This is a genomic window from Kitasatospora sp. NPDC087314 (assembly GCF_044744365.1).
Classification (GTDB): Bacteria; Actinomycetota; Actinomycetes; order Streptomycetales; family Streptomycetaceae; genus Kitasatospora.
Genome location: NZ_JBIUYE010000001.1, coordinates 717,716 through 740,504, shown reverse-complemented (window position 1 = coordinate 740,504; position 22,789 = coordinate 717,716). Strand labels below are relative to the sequence as shown.

General features: G+C 73.0%; 24 protein-coding genes and 1 pseudogene. 16 read left to right on the top strand and 9 right to left on the bottom strand.

All coding sequences use genetic code 11. From position 1 onward, the window contains the following. Positions 1–111: 111 nt before the first annotated feature. From ACIO5E_RS03400 to ACIO5E_RS03375, 6 genes are all read left to right on the top strand, one after another. Positions 112–927, top strand: coding sequence for a sensor histidine kinase (locus ACIO5E_RS03400; protein WP_400663104.1), 816 nt, complete (start codon positions 112–114; stop codon positions 925–927). An 11-nt stretch (positions 928–938) separates the two neighbouring features. Continuing rightward, positions 939–1,655, top strand: coding sequence for a response regulator (locus tag ACIO5E_RS03395; RefSeq protein ID WP_400663101.1), 717 nt, complete (start codon positions 939–941; stop codon positions 1,653–1,655). A gap of 205 nt (positions 1,656–1,860) precedes the next feature. Then, complete coding sequence (locus ACIO5E_RS03390; protein ID WP_400663098.1) at positions 1,861–3,066, top strand: cytochrome P450; 1,206 nt, start codon at positions 1,861–1,863, stop codon at positions 3,064–3,066. A 109-nt stretch (positions 3,067–3,175) separates the two neighbouring features. Continuing rightward, complete coding sequence (locus ACIO5E_RS03385; protein ID WP_400663094.1) at positions 3,176–4,333, top strand: type III polyketide synthase; 1,158 nt, start codon at positions 3,176–3,178, stop codon at positions 4,331–4,333. Next, the gene (locus ACIO5E_RS03380) at positions 4,330–4,941 is read left to right on the top strand and encodes an NUDIX hydrolase (RefSeq protein ID WP_400663091.1); all 612 of its coding nucleotides are present in this window, start codon (positions 4,330–4,332) and stop codon (positions 4,939–4,941) included. The genes ACIO5E_RS03385 and ACIO5E_RS03380 overlap by 4 nt, the downstream gene beginning before the upstream one ends. Before the next feature lie 97 nt (positions 4,942–5,038). Further along, complete coding sequence (locus tag ACIO5E_RS03375) at positions 5,039–5,461, top strand: SHOCT domain-containing protein (RefSeq protein ID WP_400663088.1); 423 nt, start codon at positions 5,039–5,041, stop codon at positions 5,459–5,461. Positions 5,462–5,530: 69 nt separating this feature from the next. Here the strand turns inward: ACIO5E_RS03375 and ACIO5E_RS03370 are convergent, their stop codons facing one another. Then, a complete protein-coding gene (locus ACIO5E_RS03370; protein WP_400663085.1) occupies positions 5,531–8,005 on the bottom strand; it encodes a Tex family protein in 2,475 nt (824 codons plus the stop codon). A gap of 331 nt (positions 8,006–8,336) precedes the next feature. Here ACIO5E_RS03370 and ACIO5E_RS03365 point away from each other — a divergent pair, with 331 nt between their 5' ends. From ACIO5E_RS03365 to ACIO5E_RS03340, 6 genes are all read left to right on the top strand, one after another. Further along, positions 8,337–8,774, top strand: coding sequence for a PPOX class F420-dependent oxidoreductase (locus ACIO5E_RS03365; protein WP_400663081.1), 438 nt, complete (start codon positions 8,337–8,339; stop codon positions 8,772–8,774). Positions 8,775–8,891: 117 nt separating this feature from the next. Next, positions 8,892–9,791, top strand: coding sequence for an aminoglycoside phosphotransferase family protein (locus tag ACIO5E_RS03360; protein WP_400663078.1), 900 nt, complete (start codon positions 8,892–8,894; stop codon positions 9,789–9,791). 109 nt (positions 9,792–9,900) lie between these two features. Beyond that, on the top strand, positions 9,901–10,401 hold the full coding sequence (locus ACIO5E_RS03355; RefSeq protein ID WP_400663075.1) for a DUF6232 family protein: 501 nt from the start codon (positions 9,901–9,903) through the stop codon (positions 10,399–10,401). Then, the gene (locus tag ACIO5E_RS03350) at positions 10,398–10,721 is read left to right on the top strand and encodes a hypothetical protein (protein ID WP_400663072.1); all 324 of its coding nucleotides are present in this window, start codon (positions 10,398–10,400) and stop codon (positions 10,719–10,721) included. The genes ACIO5E_RS03355 and ACIO5E_RS03350 overlap by 4 nt, the downstream gene beginning before the upstream one ends. A gap of 98 nt (positions 10,722–10,819) precedes the next feature. Continuing rightward, positions 10,820–11,473: a TetR family transcriptional regulator gene (locus ACIO5E_RS03345; protein WP_400663069.1), complete on the top strand. Its 654-nt coding sequence runs from the start codon at positions 10,820–10,822 to the stop codon at positions 11,471–11,473. 10 nt (positions 11,474–11,483) lie between these two features. Further along, complete coding sequence (locus ACIO5E_RS03340) at positions 11,484–12,218, top strand: tyrosine-protein phosphatase (RefSeq protein ID WP_400663066.1); 735 nt, start codon at positions 11,484–11,486, stop codon at positions 12,216–12,218. A gap of 128 nt (positions 12,219–12,346) precedes the next feature. Here ACIO5E_RS03340 and ACIO5E_RS03335 read toward each other — a convergent pair whose 3' ends face one another. After that, the gene (locus tag ACIO5E_RS03335) at positions 12,347–12,814 is read right to left on the bottom strand and encodes a nuclear transport factor 2 family protein (RefSeq protein WP_400663063.1); all 468 of its coding nucleotides are present in this window, start codon (positions 12,812–12,814) and stop codon (positions 12,347–12,349) included. Positions 12,815–12,879: 65 nt separating this feature from the next. Continuing rightward, on the bottom strand, positions 12,880–13,818 hold the full coding sequence (locus tag ACIO5E_RS03330) for a pentapeptide repeat-containing protein (RefSeq protein WP_400663060.1): 939 nt from the start codon (positions 13,816–13,818) through the stop codon (positions 12,880–12,882). 163 nt (positions 13,819–13,981) lie between these two features. Here ACIO5E_RS03330 and ACIO5E_RS03325 point away from each other — a divergent pair, with 163 nt between their 5' ends. After that, positions 13,982–14,710: a GNAT family N-acetyltransferase gene (locus ACIO5E_RS03325; RefSeq protein ID WP_400663058.1), complete on the top strand. Its 729-nt coding sequence runs from the start codon at positions 13,982–13,984 to the stop codon at positions 14,708–14,710. Here ACIO5E_RS03325 and ACIO5E_RS03320 read toward each other — a convergent pair. Further along, complete coding sequence (locus ACIO5E_RS03320) at positions 14,701–15,444, bottom strand: SGNH/GDSL hydrolase family protein (protein ID WP_400663442.1); 744 nt, start codon at positions 15,442–15,444, stop codon at positions 14,701–14,703. The two genes, ACIO5E_RS03325 and ACIO5E_RS03320, sit on opposite strands and share 10 nt — an antisense overlap. A 181-nt stretch (positions 15,445–15,625) precedes the next feature. After that, a pseudogene (locus ACIO5E_RS03315) lies at positions 15,626–15,979 on the bottom strand (winged helix-turn-helix transcriptional regulator); the annotation flags it as partial. Between the two features lie 98 nt (positions 15,980–16,077). Between ACIO5E_RS03315 and ACIO5E_RS03310 the strand changes: the two are divergent. Continuing rightward, the gene (locus tag ACIO5E_RS03310; RefSeq protein WP_400663055.1) at positions 16,078–17,292 is read left to right on the top strand and encodes a pyridoxal phosphate-dependent aminotransferase; all 1,215 of its coding nucleotides are present in this window, start codon (positions 16,078–16,080) and stop codon (positions 17,290–17,292) included. Between the two features lie 32 nt (positions 17,293–17,324). Next, complete coding sequence (locus tag ACIO5E_RS03305) at positions 17,325–17,657, top strand: YnfA family protein (protein ID WP_400663052.1); 333 nt, start codon at positions 17,325–17,327, stop codon at positions 17,655–17,657. 66 nt (positions 17,658–17,723) lie between these two features. On the opposite strand, the gene ACIO5E_RS03300 is transcribed toward ACIO5E_RS03305, so the two are convergent. From ACIO5E_RS03300 to ACIO5E_RS03290, 3 genes are all read right to left on the bottom strand, one after another. Further along, on the bottom strand, positions 17,724–19,391 hold the full coding sequence (locus ACIO5E_RS03300) for a purple acid phosphatase family protein (protein WP_400663050.1): 1,668 nt from the start codon (positions 19,389–19,391) through the stop codon (positions 17,724–17,726). Positions 19,392–19,584: 193 nt separating this feature from the next. After that, the gene (locus ACIO5E_RS03295; RefSeq protein WP_400663047.1) at positions 19,585–19,839 is read right to left on the bottom strand and encodes a hypothetical protein; all 255 of its coding nucleotides are present in this window, start codon (positions 19,837–19,839) and stop codon (positions 19,585–19,587) included. 204 nt (positions 19,840–20,043) lie between these two features. Beyond that, on the bottom strand, positions 20,044–20,448 hold the full coding sequence (locus tag ACIO5E_RS03290; RefSeq protein ID WP_280674244.1) for a (2Fe-2S) ferredoxin domain-containing protein: 405 nt from the start codon (positions 20,446–20,448) through the stop codon (positions 20,044–20,046). Positions 20,449–20,560: 112 nt separating this feature from the next. Between ACIO5E_RS03290 and ACIO5E_RS03285 the strand changes: the two genes are divergently transcribed. Then, a complete protein-coding gene (locus ACIO5E_RS03285; RefSeq protein ID WP_280674245.1) occupies positions 20,561–20,911 on the top strand; it encodes a metalloregulator ArsR/SmtB family transcription factor in 351 nt (116 codons plus the stop codon). Between the two features lie 60 nt (positions 20,912–20,971). Here the strand turns inward: ACIO5E_RS03285 and ACIO5E_RS03280 are convergent, their stop codons facing one another. Further along, entirely contained in the window at positions 20,972–22,627 is a 1,656-nt protein-coding gene (locus tag ACIO5E_RS03280; protein WP_400663043.1) for an FAD-binding dehydrogenase, read from the bottom strand. Positions 22,628–22,789 lie beyond the last annotated feature (162 nt).

Here is a 22,789-nt window from a genome sequence, read left to right as displayed (position 1 = left end):
CCCGGGTGTAACCGCAGGTGGCCGTAGTCCCCGGGATGTACCCGGGCGGCACCCCCGGATGATGTGGATCACTCGCCGGCCTGGGAGGCTGTCGGCGTGTGGGGAACGGGGTTGGAGTGGGCCACCGTCGCGGTGGCGGGTACGGCGGGCACGGCGGCCGGCTGGCTGGGCATCGCGCTCGCCCGGGCGCGCAGACAGCACCGGGCGGCCATCGGCGAGCGCGGCTGGCTACTGGAACGGGAGCGGGAGAGCGCCGCCCGTACCGCCGTGGACGCCGAACGGGCGCGCATCGCGGCCGAGTTGCACGACATCGTCAGCCACAACGTGAGCCTGATGGTGGTCCAGGCCGGGGCCGCGCGCGAGGTGCTCGCCACCATGCCCGAGGAGGCGGCGGCGGCGATGAGCGCCGTCGAGGCCGCCGGGCGCGACACGATGACCGAGCTGCGGCACCTGCTCGGGCTGCTCGCCCCCGCCGCGGACGGCCGCGAGGAGCCGGCGGCGGACGACTTCGCGCCGCAGCCCAGCCTGAGCCGGCTCAGCCCGCTGATCGACCGGTTCGCCTTCGCCGGACTGCCGGTGGAGGTGCGGATCTCGGGCGAGCCGAGACCGCTGCCCGGCGGCGTCGACGTGACGGCGTACCGGATCATCCAGGAGGCGCTGACCAACGCGCTCAAGCACGGGGACGGGGTGACGGCCGAGGTGACGGTGCGGTACGCGGACCACTACCTGCGGGTGGAGGTGCTGAACAGCGGGCCGAGCGTGCTGGCCGGCGCCCCGGCCGCGACCGACCGCAAGCCCGACGGCGCCGGGCGCGGGCTGCTCGGCCTGCGCGAGCGGGTCGCCGTGTACGGCGGCGACCTCGACGCCCGGCGCCGCCTCGGCGGCGGCTACCGGGTCCGCGCCCGCATCCCGCTGGACCGGCCGTGACGGAGGAGACCGTGGAAGACCCGACGAGGGAACCCGACGAGCGGCGCCGCCCGAGGGTGGTGATCGCCGACGACCAGGAGCTGGTCCGCACCGGCTTCCGGATGATCCTCACCGCGCGCGGCATCGACGTGGTCGCCGAGGCCGGCGACGGCGCCGAGGCGGTGGCCGCGGCGGTCGCGCACCGGCCCGACGTCGCGCTGCTGGACATCCGGATGCCCGGCATGGACGGCCTGGAGGCCGCCCGCCGGATCCTCGCCCGGGTGCCCGGCTGCCGGGTGATCATGCTGACCACCTTCGACCTCGACCACTACGTCTACGCCGCGCTCGCCGCCGGGGCCAGCGGCTTCCTGCTCAAGGACGTCACCTCCGCCCACCTCGCCGCCGCCGTCCGCCTGGTCGACACCGGGGACGCCCTGCTCGCCCCCTCGATCACCCGGCGCCTGGTCGAGCGCTTCGCCGCCGGCGCACCGCGTCCCGCCCCCGGCGCCGACGGCCCGGCCCTGCACCGCGACCTCGCCCCGCTCACGCCGCGCGAGGCGGAGGTGCTGGCGCTGCTCGGACGCGGGCTGTCCAACGCCGAGTTGGCGGCCGAACTGACCCTCAGCGAGTCGACGGTGAAGACGCACGTCGCCCGGATCTTCGCCAAGCTCGACCTGCGCGACCGGGCGCAGGCGGTCGTCCTCGCGTACGAGACCGGGTTGGTCGCGCCGGGGGGCCGGCAGCCGTAACCCGACCCGACAACCGTTCCCCACCCCCTGGCTCCACTCCCCGACTCAACTTCCTTGTTTCGCACGACAATCATCTATCTAACTCGTTAGAGCTAACTCCCCATCCGATTCACATTTTTGCCAGTCCATGGGGGAACATCTTTAGGTCCGAGCCCGAACGAAAGAAGCCATTCGGGCGGCATTACCAAGACATCTGGATAGGCCCGTGACTTCCTCCGCCCCCGTGTGGGACTGCCCCTTCAACCACACCGACGGCCTGGAGTTCGACCCGCTCCTCAAGCGGCTGCTCACCGAGGCCCCGATCGCCAGGATCCGCCTGCCGCACGGCGAGGGCGAGGCCTGGCTGGCCACCCGCTACGAGGACGTCCGCGTGGTCACCACCGACCGGCGGTTCAGCCGCGCCGCCGGCATCGGGCGCGACCTGCCCCGGATGACGCCCGCCCCGATCGCCCAGGCCGAGGCGATCAACCTGATGGACCCGCCGGCCCACAACCGGCTGCGCCGCCTCGTCGCCCAGGGCTTCACCAACCGCCAGGTCGAGCGGATGCGCCCGACCACCCAGCGGATCGTCGACGGCTACCTCGACGAGATGGCCGAACACGGCTCCCCCGCCGACCTGGTGCACTTCCTCTCCGGCCGGCTCCCGCTCACCACCATCTGCGAGCTGCTGGACATCCCCGAGCAGGACCGCGCCGAACTGCGCGGCCACGCCGTCGCCATGATGGCGATGGGTCCCGGCAGCCGGGCCGGCCAGGAGACCGCCAAGGCCGCGCTGCGCGGCTACTTCACCGAGCTGACCGCCGCCCGCCGCGCGCACCCGGGCGAGGACCTCGTCAGCGCCCTCGCCACCGCCCGCGACGGCGACGAACTGCTGGACGACCAGGAGTTGGCCGTCATGGCGATGGTCCTGCTGGTCACCGGCCACGACACCAGCACCTACCAGCTCAGCAACATCACCTACACCCTGCTCACCCACCCCGAGCAGCTCGCCAAACTCCGTGCCCAGCCCGAACTGCTGCCGCGCGGACTGGAGGAGCTGCTGCGCTTCATCCCGTTCCGCCAGGGTGTCGGCATCGCCCGGGTCGCCACCGAGGACGTCGAGCTGGGCGGCGTGCCGATCCGGGCCGGCGAGGCCGTCCACGTCTCCTACCTCGCCGCCAACCGCGATCCGGCGGTGTACGAGCGCCCCGACGAGCTGGACCTCGACCGCGGCGCCCCCACCCACATGACCTTCGGCCACGGCCAGCACCACTGCCTCGGCGCACACCTGGCCCGGATGGAGCTCCAGGTCGCCATCGGCACCCTGCTGCGGCGCTTCCCCGGCCTGCGGCTGGCCGTCCCGCCGTCCGAACTGGACTGGCACACCGGCTCGATCTGGCGCTACCCGCGCACCCTGCCGCTCGCCTGGTGACCTCCCCCGGCGCCGCCCGCGCGGCGCCCGACCGACGCATCCGTAGACCGCCTGCCCAGGCCGCTCACCGGCCCGCCTGCCCGGGCCACCCAGGGGGGAGACCCGCACCATGGCAACACTCTGCTGCCCTGCCATCGCCGTACCCGAACACGTCATCACCCTCGACCAGACCCTCGACCTGGCCCGCTCCCTGCACGCCGGCCACCCGCAACTCGGCCTCGCCCTACGGCTGATCGAGAACACCGGGGTGCGGACCAGGCACCTGGTCCAGCCGATCGAGCAGACGCTCACCCACCCGGGCTTCACGGTCCGCAACGCGGTCTACGAGCGGGAGGCCAAGCTCCGCGTCCCCGAGGTGGTCGAACGGGCCCTGGGCCACGCCGAGTTGGCCGCCCGGGACATCGACCTGATCATCTACGTGTCCTGCACGGGCTTCATGATGCCGTCGATGACCGCCTGGCTGATCAACGCCCTGGGCTTTCGCTCCGACACCCGCCAGATGCCGATCGCCCAGCTCGGCTGCGCGGCCGGCGGCGCCGCCGTCAACCGCGCGCACGACTTCTGCCGCGCCTACCCGGGCGCCAACGTGCTCATCGTGTCCTGCGAGTTCTGCTCGCTCTGCTACCAGCCGGCCGACCTCGGCATCGGCTCGCTGCTCTCCAACGGCCTGTTCGGGGACGCCGTCGCCGCCGTGGTGGTGCGCGGACACGGCGGCACCGGCGTGCACCTCGAACGCAACGGCTCGCACCTCGTCCCGGACACCGAGAACTGGATCTCCTACGGGGTCAGGGACACCGGCTTCCACTTCCAACTGGACAAACGGGTGCCCGGCACCATGGAGATGCTCGCCCCGGCGCTGCGCGGCCTGGCCGGCGAACACGGCTGGGACGTCTCCGGACTGGGCTTCTACATCGTGCACGCCGGCGGCCCGCGCATCCTCGACGACCTCTGCCACTTCCTCAACCTGGAGCCGGCCACCTTCCGGTACAGCCGTGCCACGCTCGCCGAGCGCGGCAACATCGCCAGCGCCGTCGTCTTCGACGCCCTCGCCCGGTTGTTCGCCGACGGCGGCGTGACCGACGGCACGCCCGGCCTGATCGCCGGTTTCGGACCGGGCATCACCGCCGAGATCGCACTGGGGAGTTGGGTGGGGGCGCCGGTCGAGGCCGCCCGCCGCCGGCCCCGCGCCATCTCCACCTCGGACATCGCCCTCGTCCATCCGACCGTCCCCCGCCGTTTCCCGGCCGGCACTACGATCACCGAATGACCGACACCACACACCGGAGCGACGCCTCCGGCACCGCCGACGGCTCCGACGCCTCTGGCAGAGCCGCCGAACTCGCCGCGCTCTTCCCGGCGTTGCACGCGCCGCAGTACTGGACCTGGGGCAGGTACGACGCGCTGTTCTCGACCGTGCTGCCGCCGGACGAGCTGGTGACCAACATCCACCTGGTGGGCTTCGCGGACGGCCTGGTGGTCCTCTGCCGGGACGACCGGAACCACTGGTTCCTGCCCGGCGGCACCCGGGAGCGGGACGAGAGCATCGCCGCCTGCCTGGCCCGCGAGCTGCGCGAGGAGGCGGGCGCCCGACTGCTCGGCACGCCGGACTGGCTCGGCGCGCACCGCTGCCGCACGGACGACCCGACGCCGTACCGGCCGTGGCAGCCGCACCCGGAGAAGGCCTGGCTGTGGGGCTGGGCGGAGGTCGCGGTGGACTCGACGCCGACCAACCCGGCGGACGGCGAGCAGGTGGTCGAGGTACGGGCGGTGCCGGCGGACGAGGCGCAGCGGCTGCTGCTGGCCGGGCACGACGCCTGGTGGGGCGAGCTGATCGGACTGGCCGTGGAGCTCAGGCGGCGGGCCGGGCAGGGCTGACCTCTCCCCGTCCGAGATATTCCCGCCGGGCCGGAAGACCACTGGAACAGCCGAACAGCAGAGAGCAATGTCCGTTTTGCAGTGATATGACTCGGCCATGGATACCAACATGCTGGCCGTGGACTACCCCATGCTCAACATCTTCTGGACGATGCTGGAGCTGTTCCTCTGGATCCTCTGGTTCTTCCTGCTGTTCAAGATCATCACGGACATCTTCCGCAGCCATGACCTGGGCGGCTGGGGCAAGGCCGGCTGGCTGGTCCTGGTGATCCTGCTCCCGCTGATCGGCGTGCTCGTCTACCTCATCGCCCGCGGCAGGGGGATGAGCGAGCGGGACATCGCGCAGGTCCGGCAGAGCGAGGCCGCGTTCAAGGCCTACGTCCGGGACGCGGCCGCCGACACACCGGAAGGCCGCCCGGGCAGCCACGTCGACGACCTGGCCAGGCTGGCGGACCTCAAGGCCAACGGCTCCATCTCCGAGGAGGAGTACCAGAAGGCCAAGGACAAGCTCCTGGCCTGAACGGCGGAGCGGGCGGGGCCGGTGGCGCACACCGCCCACCGGCCCCGCCGTCCGCGTGCCTCCCCGTGCTCAGCGCCGCCCGGAGCGCCGGTCCCCCGAACCGCCGTCGCCGCCGGTCAGGCCCGCCCGGCGCAGCGCGTCCGCCATGGCGCTGTTCGCCACCGGAGCACCGCCGCCCTGACCGCGCCGGTCCTGCCCGCCCCGGTCCTGGCCACCTCGGTCCTGGCCGCCCCGCCGGTCCTGGCGCGGCGGGCGGGCCTGGCGCTCGCCGCCCCGGCCCCGGTCGCCGCCCCGCTCGGCACCCCGGTCACCCCGGTCACCGCCCCGCTCGCGGCCGACCTCGTCGTCCAGCCGCAGGGTCAGCCCGATCCGCTTGCGCGGCACGTCCACCGAGACGACCCGGACCTTCACGATGTCGCCCGGCTTGACCACCTCACGCGGGTCCTTGACGAAGTTCCGCGACAGCGCCGAGACGTGCACCAGCCCGTCCTGGTGGACGCCCACGTCGACGAAGGCGCCGAACGCGGCGACGTTGGTGACCACGCCCTCCAGCACCATGCCGACCTCCAGGTCGCCGATCTTGTCGACGCCCTCCTTGAAGGTCGCGGTGCGGAACGCCGGACGCGGGTCGCGGCCCGGCTTGTCCAGCTCGCCGAGGATGTCGGTGACGGTCGGGATACCGAAGACGTCGTCCGCGAAGTCGCCCGGGCGCAGGGCGCGCAGCCGTTCGCCGTTGCCGATCAGCTCGCGCAGCTCCCCGCCGGTCGAGGCGAGGATCCGGCGCACCACCGGGTACGCCTCGGGGTGCACGCTGGAGGCGTCCAGCGGGTCGTCGCCGCCGGGGATGCGCAGGAAGCCCGCGCACTGCTCGAAGGCCTTCGGGCCGAGCCGGGCGACGTCCTTGAGCTGCCTGCGGGTGCGGAACGGCCCGTTGGCGTCGCGGTGGGACACGATGTTGTCGGCGAGCGTGCCGGTGATGCCGGAGACCCGGGTGAGCAGCGGCGCCGAGGCGGTGTTGACGTCCACGCCGACGGCGTTGACGCAGTCCTCGACCACCGCGTCCAGCGAGCGGGAGAGCTTCACCTCGCTCAGGTCGTGCTGGTACTGGCCGACCCCGATCGACTTCGGGTCGATCTTGACCAGTTCGGCCAGCGGGTCCTGCAGGCGGCGGGCGATGGAGACCGCGCCGCGGATCGACACGTCCAGCTCCGGCAGCTCCTGCGAGGCGAACGCGGAGGCCGAGTAGACCGAGGCGCCGGCCTCGCTGACCATCGCCTTGGTGAGCTTCAGCTCGGGGTGGCGCTTGAGCAGGTCCTCGGCGAGCTTGTCGGTCTCCCGGGAGGCGGTGCCGTTGCCGATCGCGACCAGGTCGACGTCGTGCTTCCTCGCCAGCGCGGCCAGGGTGGCGAGCGCGGCGTCCCACTTGTTGGCCGGCTGGTGCGGGTAGATCGTGTCGTACGCGACGACCTTGCCGGTGGCGTCCACCACCGCGACCTTCACACCGGTCCGGAAGCCCGGGTCCAGGCCCATGGTGGCGCGGGTGCCCGCCGGGGCGGCCAGCAGCAGGTCGCGCAGGTTGGCGGCGAACACCCGCACCGCCTCGTCCTCGGCCTCGGCCCGCAGCCGGGCCCGCAGGTCGATGCCGAGCCGGACCAGGACCCGGGTGCGCCAGGCCCAACGGACGGTGTCGCCGAGCCACTTGTCGGCCGGGCGGCCGTGGTCGGCGATGCCGAAGCGCGCCGCGATCCGCCGCTCGTAGTCGTTCTCGCCGGGCAGGTCGCCCTCCTCGCCGTCGTAGGGCGAGAGGTCGAGGTCCAGCACCTCCTCCTTCTCGCCGCGCAGCATCGCCAGGATGCGGTGCGAGGGGAGCCGGGTGTACGGCTCGGAGAAGTCGAAGTAGTCGGCGAACTTGGCGCCGTCCTGCTCCTTGCCGTCGCGCACGGTGGCGACCAGACGGCCGCGGGTCCACATCCGCTCGCGCAGCGAGCCGACCAGGTCGGCGTCCTCGCCGAAGCGCTCGACCAGGATCGCCCGGGCGCCCTCCAGGGCGGCGGCCTGGTCCGCGACCGACTCGTTCAGGTACCGGGCGGCGAGCGCGGCCGGGTCCTGGGAGGGGTCGGCGAGCAGGGTGTCGGCGAGCGGCTCCAGGCCGGCCTCGCGGGCGATCTGCGCCTTGGTGCGCCGCTTCGGTTTGAACGGCAGGTAGATGTCCTCCAGCCGGGCCTTGGAGTCGGCGGCCAGCACCTGCGCCCGCAGCGCGTCGTCCAGCTTGCCCTGGGCCGCGATCGACTCCAGGACGGCCGCCCGGCGCTCCTCCAACTCGCGCAGGTAGCGCAGCCGCTCCTCCAGGGCGCGCAGCTGGGCGTCGTCGAGGGAACCGGTGACCTCCTTGCGGTAGCGGGCCACGAAGGGGACGGTCGAGCCGCCGTCGAGCAGATCGACGGCCGCCTTCACCTGCCCCTCGCGGACACCCAGCTCCTCGGCGATCTTGCGCTCGATCGCCTGCTGGGCCTGCCGGGCCACCTGTTCGACTGGCGTGGTCACGAAGCCGGTCACCTTCTCCTTCAGTGCGTTCGCCGTACGCCCTGCATTCTGGCAGGTGCCGGGGACAGCTCCCGGCCGCACCCGGGGCACCCGGGCGTGGCGACCGCGGCCCTAGGGCCTGTCCGGCGGATCTTGTCGGATCAGCCCGCGGCGTTGGGCGCCCGTCTGGGCGTGCGCCCGGATCGTCCTCGTACTGGACGTACTTGGGCGATTCGGGCGTGCGTCCAGTCGGGATGCCCGGCGTCGCGGGCCCGGCAAGATCGGCCGGACAGGCCCTCGGCCCCAACCGAACTCAAGCAGGCCCCCGTTGGGCCTTCCTACGCTGACCCGCATGGACACCTCCCGCCCGCTCGACGCCTCCCCCGCGCTGAACGCCCCCGGCTCACCGGACGTCTCCGCCCGGCTGGACGCACTCGCCGCCGCCAAGTACCTGCTGTTCACCACCCACCGCAGGAACGGCACCCCCGTGCCGACCCCGGTCTGGGTGGCGCGCGACGGCGACGCGCTGGTCTTCACCACCGTCACCCGCACCGGCAAGGTCAAGCGGCTGCGCAACCGCTCCGACGTGCTGGTCGGGCCGAGCGACATCCGCGGCAACCTGCTCGGCGAGCAGGTCCCGGCCACCGCCGCCCTCGACCCCGACCGCGCGCCCGCCTACCGGAAGCTGCTGCGCCGCAAGTACGGGCCGCTGTGCGCGATCGCGCTCACCGCGAACGTGCTGCGCTTCGGCAGGGGCGGGACGATCGGCGTGCGGGTCACCCTGGGCTGATCCCTCCCGGCGGCGCCCAACAGGCGCGCGTCGAGCGCGCGTCGGGATCCGGGCCGCGGAAGGACGGGTTCGGGAAAGCTGCTGAAGGGCGGCGATCCGCGCTGTACGCTGCCGGGCATGTGCGCTGCCACCCGGATGCACCCCGACGAACTGGTCATCGACGCGGCCCTGGTGCGGCGGTTGATCTCCGCCCAGTTCCCGGACTGGGTCGGCCGTCCGGTCACGCCGGTCGCCTCCACCGGGACGGACAACGCGATGTTCCGCCTCGGACCCGACCTCGCCGTCCGCCTCCCCCGGGTGGAATGGGCGGCCGGGGACGTCCGCCGCGAGAAGCAGTGGCTGCCCCGGCTGGCGCCCCGACTTCCGCTGCCGATACCCGCACCGCTCGCGGTCGGCCGGCCCGCCGCCGGCTACCCCTGGGAGTGGTCGGTGCTCCGCTGGTTCGACGGCGTGAACCCGACCGCCGGCGCAGTCGCCGCACCGGGCGCGCTCGCCCGCGACCTGGCCGCCTTCGTCAACGCCCTGCGCGCCGTCAACCCGGCCGGCGGCCCGGCCGCCCACCGCAGCGCCCCGCTCGCCTCCCGCGACGGCTCCACCCGCGCGGCCATCGCCCAACTCGCCGGGGCGATCGACGCCGAGGCCGCGACCGCCCTGTGGGACAAGGCGCTGCGCCTGCCCGAGTACGCCGGCGCGCCCACCTGGATGCACGGCGACCTCACCCCCGGCAACCTCCTGCTCGACCGGGCCGGACGGCTCGGCGCCGTCATCGACTTCGGCCTCATGGGCGTCGGCGACCCCACCGCCGACCTGATCGTCGCCTGGAACCTGCTGCCCGCCGCCGCCCGTCCCGCCTTCCGCGCCGCACTCGGCGCGGACGACGCCATGTGGGGCCGCGGCCGCGCCTGGGCGTTCTCCATCGCGCTGGTGACGATCCCCTACTACCGCCACACCAACCCGGGCCTCACCGCGAACGCTCGCCACGTCGTCCGCGAGGTGCTCGCCGACCGCAGCGTCTGACCGGCCGGTACCCGGGCTCCGGTGCTCCGAGCCGCGCCGTCGGCGGCCATTGCTATGGTTCTCCCCGCCACTACGGGTAGGGGGACGGGAATTGGCACACAGAAGCAATGTGATCGACGTCAGGGTCAGCCGACGGGTGCTGTGGGTGGGCGGCGACGCGTATCCCCTCCACAACATCGCCCGGGCACGGCAGTTCAAGCTGCTGCCGCCCAAGCGCTCGCGGGTGATCATCAGGTTCGTCCGGCAGGTGATCGGCCTGCTGGTGGCCGCCGCCGTGCTCGGTGCGCTGCTCGGGAACGGCGCGAGTCAGACCACCACCAAGAACGTGCTCGGTCTGGTGGTGCTCGCGCTGCTCCTGGCCTTCGGCTACCGGCTGGTCAAGCAGCTGCGGATGCGGACGGTGTACCAGCTGATCATCGAGACCTCCAGCTCCTCGAACACGGCGGTGGTCAGCTACGACGCCCAGCAGGTCGGCAACCTGATCCAGCTGATCATGGAGGCGATCGACAACCCGCAGGCCGAGTTCGCGATCCAGGTGGAGAACGTCCACATCGGCGACCAGATCAACCAGTACGGCGACCACAACACCGGAAAGAGGGCGAGCGTGTGAGCGGCGGTATCCACTTCGGGGACTCGGTCACCCAGCACGGGGACCACAACATCGGCATCATCAAGCACCAGGGCCCGGCCGACCCCCAGGCCGCGATGCGCGAACTCGTCGCCGCCGTACGCCAGTTGCGCGACCAGGTGCCGGCCGAGGACCGTGCGGTACTGGACGAGTCGCTGGAGGCCATCAGCGACGGGCACACCACCCCGCCCTCGACCCTGCGGCGCGCCCTGCGCAACATCTCCGGTGTCGCCGCCCTGGCCGCCGCCGGCGCCCCGGTGGTGGAGTCGATCCGCCGCATCCTGGACTCGCTGAGTTCGTGAGCCGAGCGGTGGGGCCGGGGGTCGGGGCAGGGGCAGGGTGCTGAAGTAATACCGGGTCAGGAACCTGCCCCGGGCAAGGCCGCTGTTAGCCTGACCCCATGAGCGGACTGCGGGAACGGAAGAAGGAGCGGACGCGGCGGGCGATCTCCGAGGCCGCCATCACGCTCTTCCTGGAACACGGCTTCGACAGGGTCTCGGTGGCGGACGTCGCGGCCGCCGCCGAGGTGTCGAAGCCGACCCTGTTCAGCTACTTCCCCACCAAGGAGGACCTGGTCGTCCACCGGTTCGCCGACCACCAGGAGCAGGCCGCCGACGTCGTCCGCGGCCGGGCGGTCGGCGAACCGGTGCTCGCCGCGCTGCACCGGGACTTCCTCGACGGGCTCGCCCGGCGCGACCCCATCACCGGGCTCAACGACCATCCGGAGGTCCTGGCCTTCGGCGCCCTGATCCACGCGACCCCCAGCCTGACCGCCCGGGGCGCCGAATACCTCGCCCGGGCCGAGGAGTCCCTCGCCCGGGCGCTGCGCGAGGCCCCCGACCTGGCCCCGCCCCGACACCTCACCGCCCCCCTGCTCGCCGCCCAGGTCACCGCCACCCAACGCGTCCTCGCCGAGCACAACTGGCACCGGATCCGGGACGACGGCCGGACCGCCGACGAACTCCACACCGAGGCCGTCAGCAACGCCGACCGCGCCTTCCGCCTCCTCGGCGCCGGATACGGCGGCACCGGGCACGAAGGCGCCGCTGGCTAGAGTGCAGCGCATGACAACGCGTCACCTCACGTTCGAACGGCTGCACAACTTCCGCGACCTGGGCGGCTATCCCGCCGCCGACGGCAGGTCCGTCCGCTGGGGCCTGCTCTACCGCTCCGACTCGCTCGGCAAGATCACCTCGCCCGCCGGCCTCGACCGGCTCCAGGCCCTCGGCGTCCGCACCGTGATCGACCTCCGTTACCCCTGGGAGATCGCCGCCAAGGGCCGGGTACCCGACTTCGACGGGCTGGCCTACCACAACCTCTCGATCGAGCACCGCCCGTACGACCAGGCCGAGATCGACCCGGACGTCGACCCCTGGCGCTACCTCGCCGACCGCTTCGCCGAGGTCGCCGAGGACGGGGTGAAGGAGATCCGCGAGGCCCTGGACGTGATCACCGCCGCCGAGGAGCCGCTGGCCTTCCACTGCGCGTCCGGCAAGGACCGCACCGGGCTCGTCGCCGCCCTCGTCCTCACCCTGCTCGGTGTCCACGAGGACGACATCGCCGCCGACTTCGCCCTCACCGAACTGGCCACCCCGCACTTCATCGCCGAGTGGCACGCCGCCCACCCCGGTCGCACCCTCCGCTGGCCCGGCTACGGACGCGCCCCGGAGACGGTCATCCGCCTCGCCCTCGCCGACCTCGCCACCCGCTACGGCTCGGTCGAGGGCTACGTCACCGGCACCCTCGGCGTCGACCGCGACCAGCTGGCCGCCCTCCGGGCCCGGCTGCTCACCGCCTGACCCCGCGCCGCGCCGGAAGTCGGCCGGGCCGACTTCCGGCGCGGGCCGGCGTCGAGGGTTTGAGGACAGGCTCTGGGGCGTGTCTGACAATTCCCGCCGGGCGTGCGACGCGCATTGTCAGACACGCCCTAGCCGGCGGCGGGGAGGCGTGCCGTGTCGGCGCCGAAGGGGAGGAAGACGGTGCGGGTCGCGAGGAGCCAGCTGCCGTCGACCGCGCGGAAGGTGTCCTCGTAGTGGCCGACGTTGGCCGGGAGGCGGGGCTCGATCATCCCGCCGGCGTACCCGTCGACCCGGTACGTGGTCAGGTAGGAGACCGCGCGGGCCGTCGTCGCGGACTCCACCGTGACCAGGATGTTCGTCATCAGGCGACGGGAGAGCCGGTCCGCCGGCCGGGACGCGAAGTACGCCCGCAGGGCCTCCCGGCCCTCGACCCGGCGGTCGCCGTGCGGCCAGGACCAGACGCCGTCGGGCGTGAACAGCTCGGCCACCGAACCCGGCTCCCCGAGGTCGAGGCGGTGGATGAAGTCCACGACGATCCGCTCGCAGGCGCGTTCGGCGAGCATCCGGTCGATCGGGCTGAGGGTCTCGTCGTCCATGCCCCTTTGTACCAACCGCGCCGCACTGCCGGGCAAGCCCTTTTCCAGGGCGCGTCAGGCCCGTGCTAGCGCCGCCGGCCCTTGCCGCCGGGGCGCGGCTTGCCGGCCGCGTGCGGCTTGCGAGGGGCGCGGGCGCCGGTGGGGGCGGCCGTCGGGGCGGGGGCCGTGGCGGGCCAGTGGGTGGGGCGGGCGAGGGTGGCGGGCAGGCGGGTGGTGGCGTCGCCGCGGGCGGCGTTCAGCTGGGCCTGGGTGAGGAAGAGGGCCTCGGTGAGGTCGGCGCCGGCGAGGTTGGCATCGCGCAGGTCGGCGCCGACGAGGTCGGCGAGGCGCAGGTCGGCGCCGGTCAGGTCCGCGGCGACGAGGAGGGCGCCGCGCAGGTTGGCCCCGCGCAGGTCGGCGCCGCGCAGGCGGGCCCCGAAGAGGTCGGCGCCGCGGTGTTCGCGGCGGCGGGGAACGGCGGCGCGGACGAGTTCGCTGGCGCGCAGCAGCAGGTCGCTGACGCGCTGCCGGTGAGCGGGGACGTCGACGGCGAGGATCTCCTCGGGGGTACCGCCGGCGAGCCGGTCGGTCTGCTCCAGGGCCTGCCGCAGTTCGGCGTGGACCGGGCGGGCGGGGGCGTAGCCGAGCGCCTCGGTGAGGTACCAGAGCAGTTCGTGGAGCTGCCGCACCACCGGGAAGACGTCGTGCATGGGCTTGGCGTCGGCCGGTTCCTCGCGCCAGCTGCGGCCGCCGTAGGTGATCTGGGAGACGCGCTGCCCGGCGCCGAAGCAGTCGTAGACGGTGCAGCCCGGGAAGCCCTGGTCGCGGAGCCGTTCGTGGATGCCGCAGGTGAAGTCGGTCTGCAGGTTGCGGCACGGGCTGCCGGCGGCCTTGCCGACGGCGAAGTCGGCGCCGGCGGCGAACGGCAGGGCGACGCAGCAGAGGCCGAAGCAGCTGCCGCAGTCGGAGCGCAGTGCGGTCGGCTGAGCCGCCGTGGGGTGCTGCGGCGACTCGGTCTCGCTCACGTCGTGTGGTCCTTCCACCATCGGGGCACCGTCCGGTCCGGCGCGTCGAACCCGCCAAGCCTACTGTGCCGGGCCGGTGCGTCCCGCCTTTCCGCTGGCCGCCTCCGGCCCGCCACCGGTAAGGTGCCAATCAGCATTGGACCTATTACACACGGGGGCTGGAGTGCAGGACCCGAGCATCAACGAGCTCGTCCGGATGTGGATCGCCGGCTGGACCGTCTCGCGCGGCGCGGCCGAGCCGGTGGACGAGCCCTGGGGCTGGACGATCGACGTCGGCGCGGTCGGCCACGTCGCCCGGCACGTCCTGCCCGAAGCGACCGAGGCGGACGTCCGCAAGATCGCCGAGACCACCACCGCGCCGGGCACCTGGCTGAAGCTGTTCACCGAGGACGCCGTCGCCCGGTCCTGGCTGGGCCCGCAGTGGCGACTGGACCTCCCGGGGTACCTGATGAGCGCCTCGCTGGCCGCCGAGCGGCCCGAGACGCCGGCCGGCTACACCGTGACCACCTGGAGCCGGGGCGGGGTCGTCCGGACGCTGGTCCGCACCGACGCCGGGCACCTGGCCGCACGGGGCCAGGCGGGCCTGGCCGGCACCGTGGCCGTCCCGGACCAGATCCTGACCGCGCCCGAGCACCAGCGCCGGGGCCTGGGCTCCCTGGTGATGCGGACGCTGCAGCACGCCGCACGGGAGGCGGGCGCCGACACCGGCGTGCTGGTCGCCACCCCGGACGGCCAGGCGCTCTACACCTCGCTCGGCTGGGCCACCCGTTCCCCGATGGCGAGCCTGGCCTTCGAGCCGACGGCGGACCACCCCGAGACGGACCACCCCGAGACGGAGCACCCGAAGACGGACCGCCCGGAGAGCGACCGCCCGGAGGCGGATCAGCGGTAGGGCAGCAGCTCGGCCCGCTTCGGCGGCCGGCCGTCACCGGAGGAGCGCCCGGTGAGCCGGCGGCCGATCCACGGGCCGAGGTGGCCACCCAGCCAGCGGGCGTCGGCGCGCAGCCGTTCGGCCCGGCCGCGCGGGGCGGCGGGCGGCAGCGGGGCGCGCCAGTCGAAGGCGGCGGGGCGGCCGAGCGCCTCCAGCACCCCTTCGGCGACCCGGCGGTGGCCCTCGGGCGACAGGTGCAGGCGGTCCTCGGCCCAGAGCCGGCGGTCGTCGAAGCAGGGGGCGGAGAACAGGTCGACGACGGCGACGCCCTCGTCCTGGCCGAGCTCGTGCACGAAGGCCTTCATCCGCAGGATGGCCGGCAGCAGCCGGGAGCTGCCCGCCATCCGCCGGGTGGGGTCGGTGCTGGTGAACAGCACGACGGTGGCGCCGGTGGCGCGCAGCCCGCCGGCGCAGCGGCCGAGCAGCCGCTCGACCCGGGCGATGTCGCAGCCGGGGCGCAGCACGTCGTTGAGGCCGCCGGCGAGGGTGACGAGGTCGGCGCCCATCGCGGTGGCGGCGGCGAGCTGCTCGTCGTGGATCTGGCCGATGAGCTTGCCGCGGACGGCGAGGTTGGCGTAGCGGAACCCGGGAGCCTCCCCGCCGTGGACCTGACCCCGGACCTCCTCGGCGAGCACGTCGGCGACCCGGTCCGCCCAGCCGCGGTAGTGGCCGTCGGGCAGCCGGTCGTCGCCCATGCCCTCGGTGAAGGAGTCCCCGACGGCGACGTAACTGCGGTAGGTGGTGGGCACGGGCGGTCTCCGCTCTCCTCCGATTGCTCCGTGGCCCGACGATGGTACGCGCGGCCGGTGCGGGTGCCGTCCGGGGCCCCGGCGCTCACCCCGCGACGGCCGCCTCGTCGTCCGTCTTCCGGGGGGTGAACCAGTGCTCGCGGACGGCGTCGGTGGGCCGTTGTTCGCCGAGGGCGGGCAGGCCCCACTCCCCCAGCGCCTCGATCACCGGGCGCAGTTCGCGGCCGCGCTCGGTGAGCTCGTAGACCGTGGCGTTGGCGGGCCGTTCGAGCCGGCGGCGCAGGGCCAGGCCGTCGCCCTCCAACTGCTTGAGCCGGGCGGCGAGGATGTCGGTGGAGACGCCGGGCAGGTCGGCGTGCAGGTCGGTGTAGCGGCGCGGGCCGCCGAGGAGTTCACGGACGATCAGGAGGCTCCAGCGCTCCCCCACCGCGTCCAGGGCGCGGGCGACGGCGCAGTACTGGTCGTAGCTTCGGCGTGACATGTGGATCAGCATAGCCAAAAGGTTGGACTTTCCAAGTGTCAACTTGGTAGAACAAAGCAACAGCAATGATGCGGGTGGTGACGGTCCGGAGGCCGCAGATGGAGTTTCGACAGTCCAGCAAGCTGAATGACGTGTGCTACGAGATCCGCGGCCCGGTGGTCGACCAGGCCAACGCGCTGGAGGAGGCCGGGCACAGCGTGCTGCGGCTCAACACCGGCAACCCGGCCCCGTTCGGCTTCGAGGCGCCGGAGGAGATCATCCAGGACATCATCCGCAACCTGCCCAAGGCACACGGCTACAGCGACTCGCGCGGCATCCTGCCGGCCCGCCGCGCGGTGGTGCAGTACTACCAGCAGCGCGGCGTGAACGGGGTCGGCGTCAACGACGTCTACCTCGGCAACGGCGTCTCCGAGCTGATCCAGATGGCCGTCACCGCGCTCGTCGACGACGGCGACGAGGTGCTCGTCCCGATGCCGGACTACCCGTTGTGGACGGCCGTGGTCCGGCTGGCCGGCGGCAAGGCCGTGCACTACCTGTGCGACGAGCAGGCGGAGTGGTACCCGGACCTCGACGACATCGCCGCCAAGATCACCGCCCGCACCAAGGCCATCGTCGTCATCAACCCCAACAACCCCACCGGCGCGGTCTACCCCAGGGAACTGCTGGAGGGCATCCTCGACCTCGCCCGCCGCCACCACCTGATGGTCCTGGCCGACGAGATCTACGACAAGATCCTCTACGACGACACCGAGCACCACTGCCTCGCCGCCCTCGCCGACGACGTCCTCACCCTCACCTTCAACGGCCTGTCCAAGGCCTACCGGGTGGCCGGCTTCCGCAGCGGCTGGCTGGTCGTCTCCGGGCCCAAGCAGCACGCCACCGACTACCTGGAGGGCCTGACCATGCTCTCCGGCATGCGCCTGTGCCCCAACGTGCCCGCCCAGTTCGCCGTCCAGGCCGCGCTCGGCGGCCACCAGTCCATCAACGACCTGGTGCTGCCCGGCGGCCGGCTCACCGAGCAGCGGGACGTCGCCTTCAAGGCCCTCAACGAGATCCCCGGCGTCAGCTGCGTGAAGCCCAAGGGCGCCCTGTACGCCTTCGCCAGGCTCGACCCGGCGGTCCACCGGATCGTCGACGACGAGCAGTTCGTCCTGGACCTGCTGCTCCGCGAGAAGATCCACGTCGTCCAGGGCACCGGCTTCAACTGGCCCCGCCCGGACCACTTCCGCTTCGTCACCCTCCCCCGCGCCGACGACCTGGAGACGGCCATCAACCGCATCGGCCGCTTCCTGGCCACCTACCGCCAGAGCTAGCCTGACCTCGGCAGCACCTAGGCTGACCGGTCATGACCGTCCTGCGTTCCGTCGCCCTGTTCGCGCTCGCCGCCCTCGCCGAGATCGGCGGCTGCTGGCTGATCTGGCAGAGCGTGCGCGAGCAGCGGCCGTGGTGGCTGGCCGGGGTGGGGGTGGTGGTGCTCGGCGGGTACGGCTTCGTCGCGGCACTGCAGCCGGACAGCCACTTCGGCCGGGTGCTGGCCGCGTACGGCGGCGTGTTCGTGGCCGGGTCGCTGCTGTGGGGCGTGGTCGTGGACGGCTTCCGGCCGACCCGGTACGACGTGGTGGGCGCGCTGATCTGCCTGGCCGGGGTCGCGGTGATCATGTACGGACCCCGGCGCTGAGCGGCGGACCGCTCAACGCCGGGGCCTCGTAGGCCGGTTCAGGCGCCACCGGGACCGGTGCGGGGACTACCAGCCCCAGCCACCGCCCTGGCCGTCGTCGTCGTGGTCGGAGTCCCAACCCTCGCCGACCTTGCGCAGGATGGTGTAGTTGTCGATCTGCGTGCCGTCCTCGGCCAGCGCGGTGACCTTCATGGACGACTTCTGGCCCAGGTGGGCCGGGGTGACGTCGACCTTGATGAAGGAGTAGCCGGTGTAGCGCACCCGCGACCACTGGATGGTCTCGGGGACCTTCACCCTGCCCTTGCCCCAGTAGTAGGTGTTCACCTCGTCCTGGTGGTTCTCGTGCCCCTCGTAGGTGTCCGGCACGTCGAACTTGTACAGGCTGCGGCCGGCCGCGCCCGCGGTCACGTAGACCACGCCGTCCTTCGCCGGCTCGATGGTGGCGCCGCTCGGCACCTGCTTCGAGACCTTGTTGCCGAGGATCGCGTCGGTGCGCTCGTAGATGTGGTTGTGGCCGTTGATGACCAGGTCGACCCGGAACTTCTCGAACAGCGGCACCCAGGCCTCGCGGACACCGCCCTCGGAGGCGTGCGCGACGGTGGTGGAGAAGGCGCAGTGGTGGAAGAAGACCACGACGAAGTCGATGGTCTCGTCGTTGCGCAGGTCCTTGAGGGTGCGCTCCAGCCACTTGGTCTGCTTGTTCGCCGAGAGGCCCAGGTTGGCCGGGATCTCGTAGGAGACGTCGTTGGCGTCGAGGGAGATGACGCCGACGTTCTTGTAGCGGAAGGTGTAGACGCCGGGGACCTTGCGCGGGTCCGGGCCGTTGTCCGGGAGGAAGAAGCGGGTGTTCTCGCCGCCGTACCCGTTGGGCGAGTACCAGGCCTCGATGTCGTGGTTGCCGTAGGCGACCATCCACGGCACGGTGGCCGCGACCGTCTCGGTCTGGACCAGGAAGTCGTCCCAGGTCCGGGCGTTGTACACGGACTTGTCCGGGTCCGTGCCGGAGCCGGCCGGGTCGGCGTAGCAGATGTCGCCCGCGTGCAGGTGGAAGGACGGGTTCTGGGCCAGGATGACGTGGTCGTTGCCGGCCGCGTGCGAGCTGACGCCCTGGTCGCCGAAGGCGGTGAAGGTGAACGGCTCGTAGACCTTGCCCCAGCGGTGGTCGCGGGAGGGCGCGGTGCGGAAGGTGTGCAGGGTGGAGATCTGCTGCTGCGAGGCCGGGTCGAAGCCCTCGTGGCCGACACCGTAGTAGTACGTGGTGTCGGGGTGCAGGTCCTCCAGCGCCACGTGCAGGTAGTACTGGTCCACCGGCTGGCTGTTCGGGGTCAGCGCCGGGGTGTGCAGGGCGCGGACCTCGGCCTGGACCTTGTGGCTCAGCTCCCACGGGGTCTTGCCGAAGCGCAGGAACGGCTTCTTGACCGGGGCCGGGACCTGCCAGGAGACACGGAACTGGGTGTCCGGCTCGGGGCCGAACTGGAGGTGGCGCCCGATCGGCGCGACCATCGAACCGTCGACGCCGGCCGTCGTGGCACCGGTCAGCAGCTGCGGGCTCGCCGGCGCGGCGAAGGCCGTTCCACCACCCAGCGCGCCGCCGACGGCGACGGCGCCCACGGTCACCGCGCCGGCGCGCAGCATCCGGCGGCGGGAGAAGCGGGCCCGCAGGTACTCGTGCTGCTCGGCCATGCTCATGCGGTCGGCGAGCTTGGCCGGCACGCCCATGTGAGGGATATCCATGCGCGGGACTCTTCCAGTGGCGCGTTGACCGCACACGGACGCGCGGTGAACGGGCCGCAGCGTGCCGTTCACTCGAACACCAATGTTCGACCATGATCAGGTAAAGGAGGTGCTCGCGCCGGACCGACCCCGGATCATGGCCCCGGCCCGACGGGCGATCTGAACCCCCGTCGACTCCGGGGCGCCAGGGCACTCAGCCGGACGGCTCGTCCCAGGTGGTGGCGGCCCGGTTGCCGGTGCCGTCGCAGGTGCGACAGATCTCGTCCCGGTAGGCGTGCTTGGCGCCGGTCGCGTCCACCCGGTAGCGGACGTACACCCCGGTGCCGTCGCAGAGGAAGCAGTTGCCGCCCCCGCCGCCCACCTCGGTGGTGCCGGTGCCCTGGCAGGTCCGGCAGCTGAGACCGGCGGTCCGGCCGGTGCCCGCGCAGATACGGCAGACCGTCGTCATCGTCGTCCTCCCTGGGCGGAACCGCTGGCAGCCATCGGTCATGGTAGTGGGGTCGCCGCGGGCGGCGTCCACCGGATCTCCATCGGCCGCCGGTCCGACCAACCCGCTTGCGCGGAAGCGGCGATGAGGACGGATCAGCTCCGCCCGCGCGGCCGCTCCGCCGGCGGGCCTGCGCTCCGGCGGGCCCGCTACTCGACGGACCCGCTACTCCGACAGGCCCTCGCGGACCCGGCGGGACACCGAGATCAGCTGGAGGTCGAGCAGACCGGGCGGGTCGGCGAGACCGGGACCGCCCGCGTGCACCCAGGCGGCTATCTCGTCGATCATGTCGTCCGCCAGCACGAAGCCCAGCCACACCGGACGGCCGCCCGCCGCCCGGCCCTCCCCGGACGGGCCGACCACCACCACGTTGGACTGGGTGCACACGTCCAGGCACTTGACCGCACGGACCCGGCCCGCCGTACCGACCGCCGCCCGCAGCCGCTCGTACTGCCCCGCGTGGTCCACCCCCGGGTGCTTCGCCTCGGTGCCGCAACAGCAGCCGCGGCAGACGGTGACGGTCACCGGGGAGGCGGCGGCCTGCTTGCGGTCCCGGTCTCGGCGGCTCATCGGCTCTGGTACTCCCCCTGGTCACGGACGCTGGCTGCACGCGCAGCCTACCCGCCGGCCCACGGCCCCCCGCAGGGTGCCGGGGGCGAACACCGGTCCGTAGGATGCCCTCATGGGACACGCGACCACCGAGAAAGCCGTACCGCGGATGCGCCTGGACGCCTCCAACGCGGCCAAGGTCGCGACCACCCTCCAGGCCCTGGCCACCCCCTCCCGGCTGCTGATCCTGGCCGCACTGCGCGAGGGCCCGCGCGCCGCCACCGAACTCGCCGACGCCGTGGGCATGGAGCAGTCCGCCTGCTCCCACCAGCTGCGACTGCTGCGCAACCTCGGCCTGGTCGTCGGCGAACGCCGCGGCCGCTCGGTGGTCTACTCCCTGCACGACGACCACGTGGCCGCCCTCCTCGACCAGGCCGTGTACCACGTCGAACACCTGCGCCTGGGCCTCACCGACGAGCAGTGACCGGCGCCCCCTCGGGGCTTGTCCCACCATTCCCGCCGCGCGCGAACGGTGAGACAGGCGCTACGTCACCGCCTGCGCGGCCGCGCGGCCCGCCGTGCGGCCGGAGAAGAGGCAGCCGCCGAGGAAGGTGCCCTCCAGGGAGCGGTAGCCGTGGACGCCTCCGCCACCGAAACCGGCCGCCTCGCCGGCGGCGTAGACGCCCGGGAGCGGCTCGCCGTCGGGGCGCAGGACGCGGGAGGAGAGGTCGGTCTCCAGACCGCCGAGGGACTTGCGGGTGAGGATGTTGAGCCGGACGGCGATCAGCGGGGCGGCGGCCGGATCGAGGATGCGGTGCGGCGGGGCCACCCGGATCAGCTTGTCGCCGAGGTAGCGGCGGGCGCCGTGGATGGCGGTGACCTGGAGGTCCTTGGAGAACGGGTTGGTCAGCTGCCGGTCGCGGTCCTCGACGGCGCGGCGCAGCCCGTCGGGGTCGATCAGCGCCTCGCGGGTCTTGGCGTTCATGCCGCGGGCGAGGTCGGCGAGGGTGCTCGCGACGACGAAGTCGGGCCCGTGCCGCAGGTGGCCCCGGACCGGACCGGGGGCGCCGGGCAGCGCGCGGCCGAGGACACCGCGGACGGACTTGCCGGTCAGGTCGGGGTTCTGCTCGGAGCCGGAGAGGGTGAACTCCTTCTCGATGATGCGCTGGTTGAGCACGAACCAGGTGTGCTCGTACCCGGTGGACATGATGTGGTCGAGCGTGCCGAGGGTGTCGAAGCCGGGGAACAGCGGGACGGGCAGGCGGTTGCCGCGCGCGTCCAGCCAGAGCGAGGACGGGCCGGGCAGGATGCGGATGCCGTGCCGGGCCCAGATCGGGTCCCAGTTCTCGATGCCCTCGGTGTAGTGCCACATCCGGTCGCCGTTGACCAGGCTGGCGCCGGCGTCGCCGGCTATGCCGAGCATCAGCCCGTCGACGTGCGCGGGCACGCCGGAGAGCAGCTTGGCGGGCGGGGTGCCGAGCCGGGCGGGCCAGGCCTTGCGGACCAGGTCGTGGTTGCCGCCGATGCCGCCGGAGGTCACGATCACGGCCTGGGCGCGCAGTTCGAACCGTCCGGCGGTCTCGCGTGAGCTGGCCTCGCCGCGGGCCGCCGGGCTGGGCACCAGGACCTCGCCGGTGACGGTGTCGGTGACGCCCGCGGTGGCGCCCAGGCCGGTGACCCGGTGGCGGAAGCGCAGGTCGACCAACCCGCGGGCGGCGGCGGCCCGGACCCGGCGGACGAAGGGCTCCAGCAGTCCCGGCCCGGTGCCCCAGGTGATGTGGAAGCGGGGCACCGAGTTGCCGGGGCCGTCGGCGAGCAGGCCGCCGCGCTCGGCCCAGCCGACGACGGGGAAGAACCGCACGCCCATGCCGTACAGCCAGGAGCGCTTCTCACCGGCCGCGAAGTCGACGTAGGCCTCGGCCCAGCGGCGCGGCCAGGCGTCCTCGGGCCGGTCGAAGCCGGCCGTGCCGAGCCAGTCCTGCCAGGCGAGGGCGTGCGAGTCGCGGATCCGCATCCGGCGCTGCTCGGGCGAGTCGACGAGGAAGAGGCCGCCGAAGGACCAGTGCGCCTGGCCGCCGAGCGAGGCCGCGGGTTCCTGGTCGAGCAGGATCACCTTCCGTCCGGCGTCGGCGAGTTCGGCGGTGGCGGCGAGTCCGGCGAGTCCTGCTCCGATGACGATGACGTCGGCGTCCAGGGCCATGCGCAGTCCTCCGTCGCGGCGGGCGGGACGACGCGCGGGGGTGGGCGCCGTCGCTGTGCGCCCGATACTGCGGCCTGCGGTGACGTCCGGTCAACCAGCGGGTAACAACCGACCGCGGCAATTCCGCTCCATGCCGTTTCGGAAATGCCGTCGACGCACGGT

Excerpts from the sequence above, each read along its gene's own strand:
- ACIO5E_RS03305 (WP_400663052.1), top strand. The coding sequence starts at position 17,325 with ATGACCGTCCTGCGTTCCGTCGCCCTGTTCGCGCTCGCCGCCCTCGCC.
- ACIO5E_RS03295 (WP_400663047.1), bottom strand. The coding sequence starts at position 19,839 with ATGACGACGGTCTGCCGTATCTGCGCGGGCACCGGCCGGACCGCCGGT.
- ACIO5E_RS03375 (WP_400663088.1), top strand. The coding sequence starts at position 5,039 with ATGGATACCAACATGCTGGCCGTGGACTACCCCATGCTCAACATCTTC.
- ACIO5E_RS03340 (WP_400663066.1), top strand. The coding sequence starts at position 11,484 with ATGACAACGCGTCACCTCACGTTCGAACGGCTGCACAACTTCCGCGAC.
- ACIO5E_RS03280 (WP_400663043.1), bottom strand. The coding sequence starts at position 22,627 with ATGGCCCTGGACGCCGACGTCATCGTCATCGGAGCAGGACTCGCCGGA.
- ACIO5E_RS03335 (WP_400663063.1), bottom strand. The coding sequence starts at position 12,814 with ATGGACGACGAGACCCTCAGCCCGATCGACCGGATGCTCGCCGAACGC.
- ACIO5E_RS03290 (WP_280674244.1), bottom strand. The coding sequence starts at position 20,448 with ATGAGCCGCCGAGACCGGGACCGCAAGCAGGCCGCCGCCTCCCCGGTG.
- ACIO5E_RS03365 (WP_400663081.1), top strand. The coding sequence starts at position 8,337 with ATGGACACCTCCCGCCCGCTCGACGCCTCCCCCGCGCTGAACGCCCCC.
- ACIO5E_RS03380 (WP_400663091.1), top strand. The coding sequence starts at position 4,330 with ATGACCGACACCACACACCGGAGCGACGCCTCCGGCACCGCCGACGGC.
- ACIO5E_RS03285 (WP_280674245.1), top strand. The coding sequence starts at position 20,561 with ATGGGACACGCGACCACCGAGAAAGCCGTACCGCGGATGCGCCTGGAC.
- ACIO5E_RS03310 (WP_400663055.1), top strand. The coding sequence starts at position 16,078 with ATGGAGTTTCGACAGTCCAGCAAGCTGAATGACGTGTGCTACGAGATC.
- ACIO5E_RS03345 (WP_400663069.1), top strand. The coding sequence starts at position 10,820 with ATGAGCGGACTGCGGGAACGGAAGAAGGAGCGGACGCGGCGGGCGATC.
- ACIO5E_RS03385 (WP_400663094.1), top strand. The coding sequence starts at position 3,176 with ATGGCAACACTCTGCTGCCCTGCCATCGCCGTACCCGAACACGTCATC.
- ACIO5E_RS03360 (WP_400663078.1), top strand. The coding sequence starts at position 8,892 with ATGTGCGCTGCCACCCGGATGCACCCCGACGAACTGGTCATCGACGCG.
- ACIO5E_RS03320 (WP_400663442.1), bottom strand. The coding sequence starts at position 15,444 with ATGGGCGACGACCGGCTGCCCGACGGCCACTACCGCGGCTGGGCGGAC.
- ACIO5E_RS03300 (WP_400663050.1), bottom strand. The coding sequence starts at position 19,391 with ATGGATATCCCTCACATGGGCGTGCCGGCCAAGCTCGCCGACCGCATG.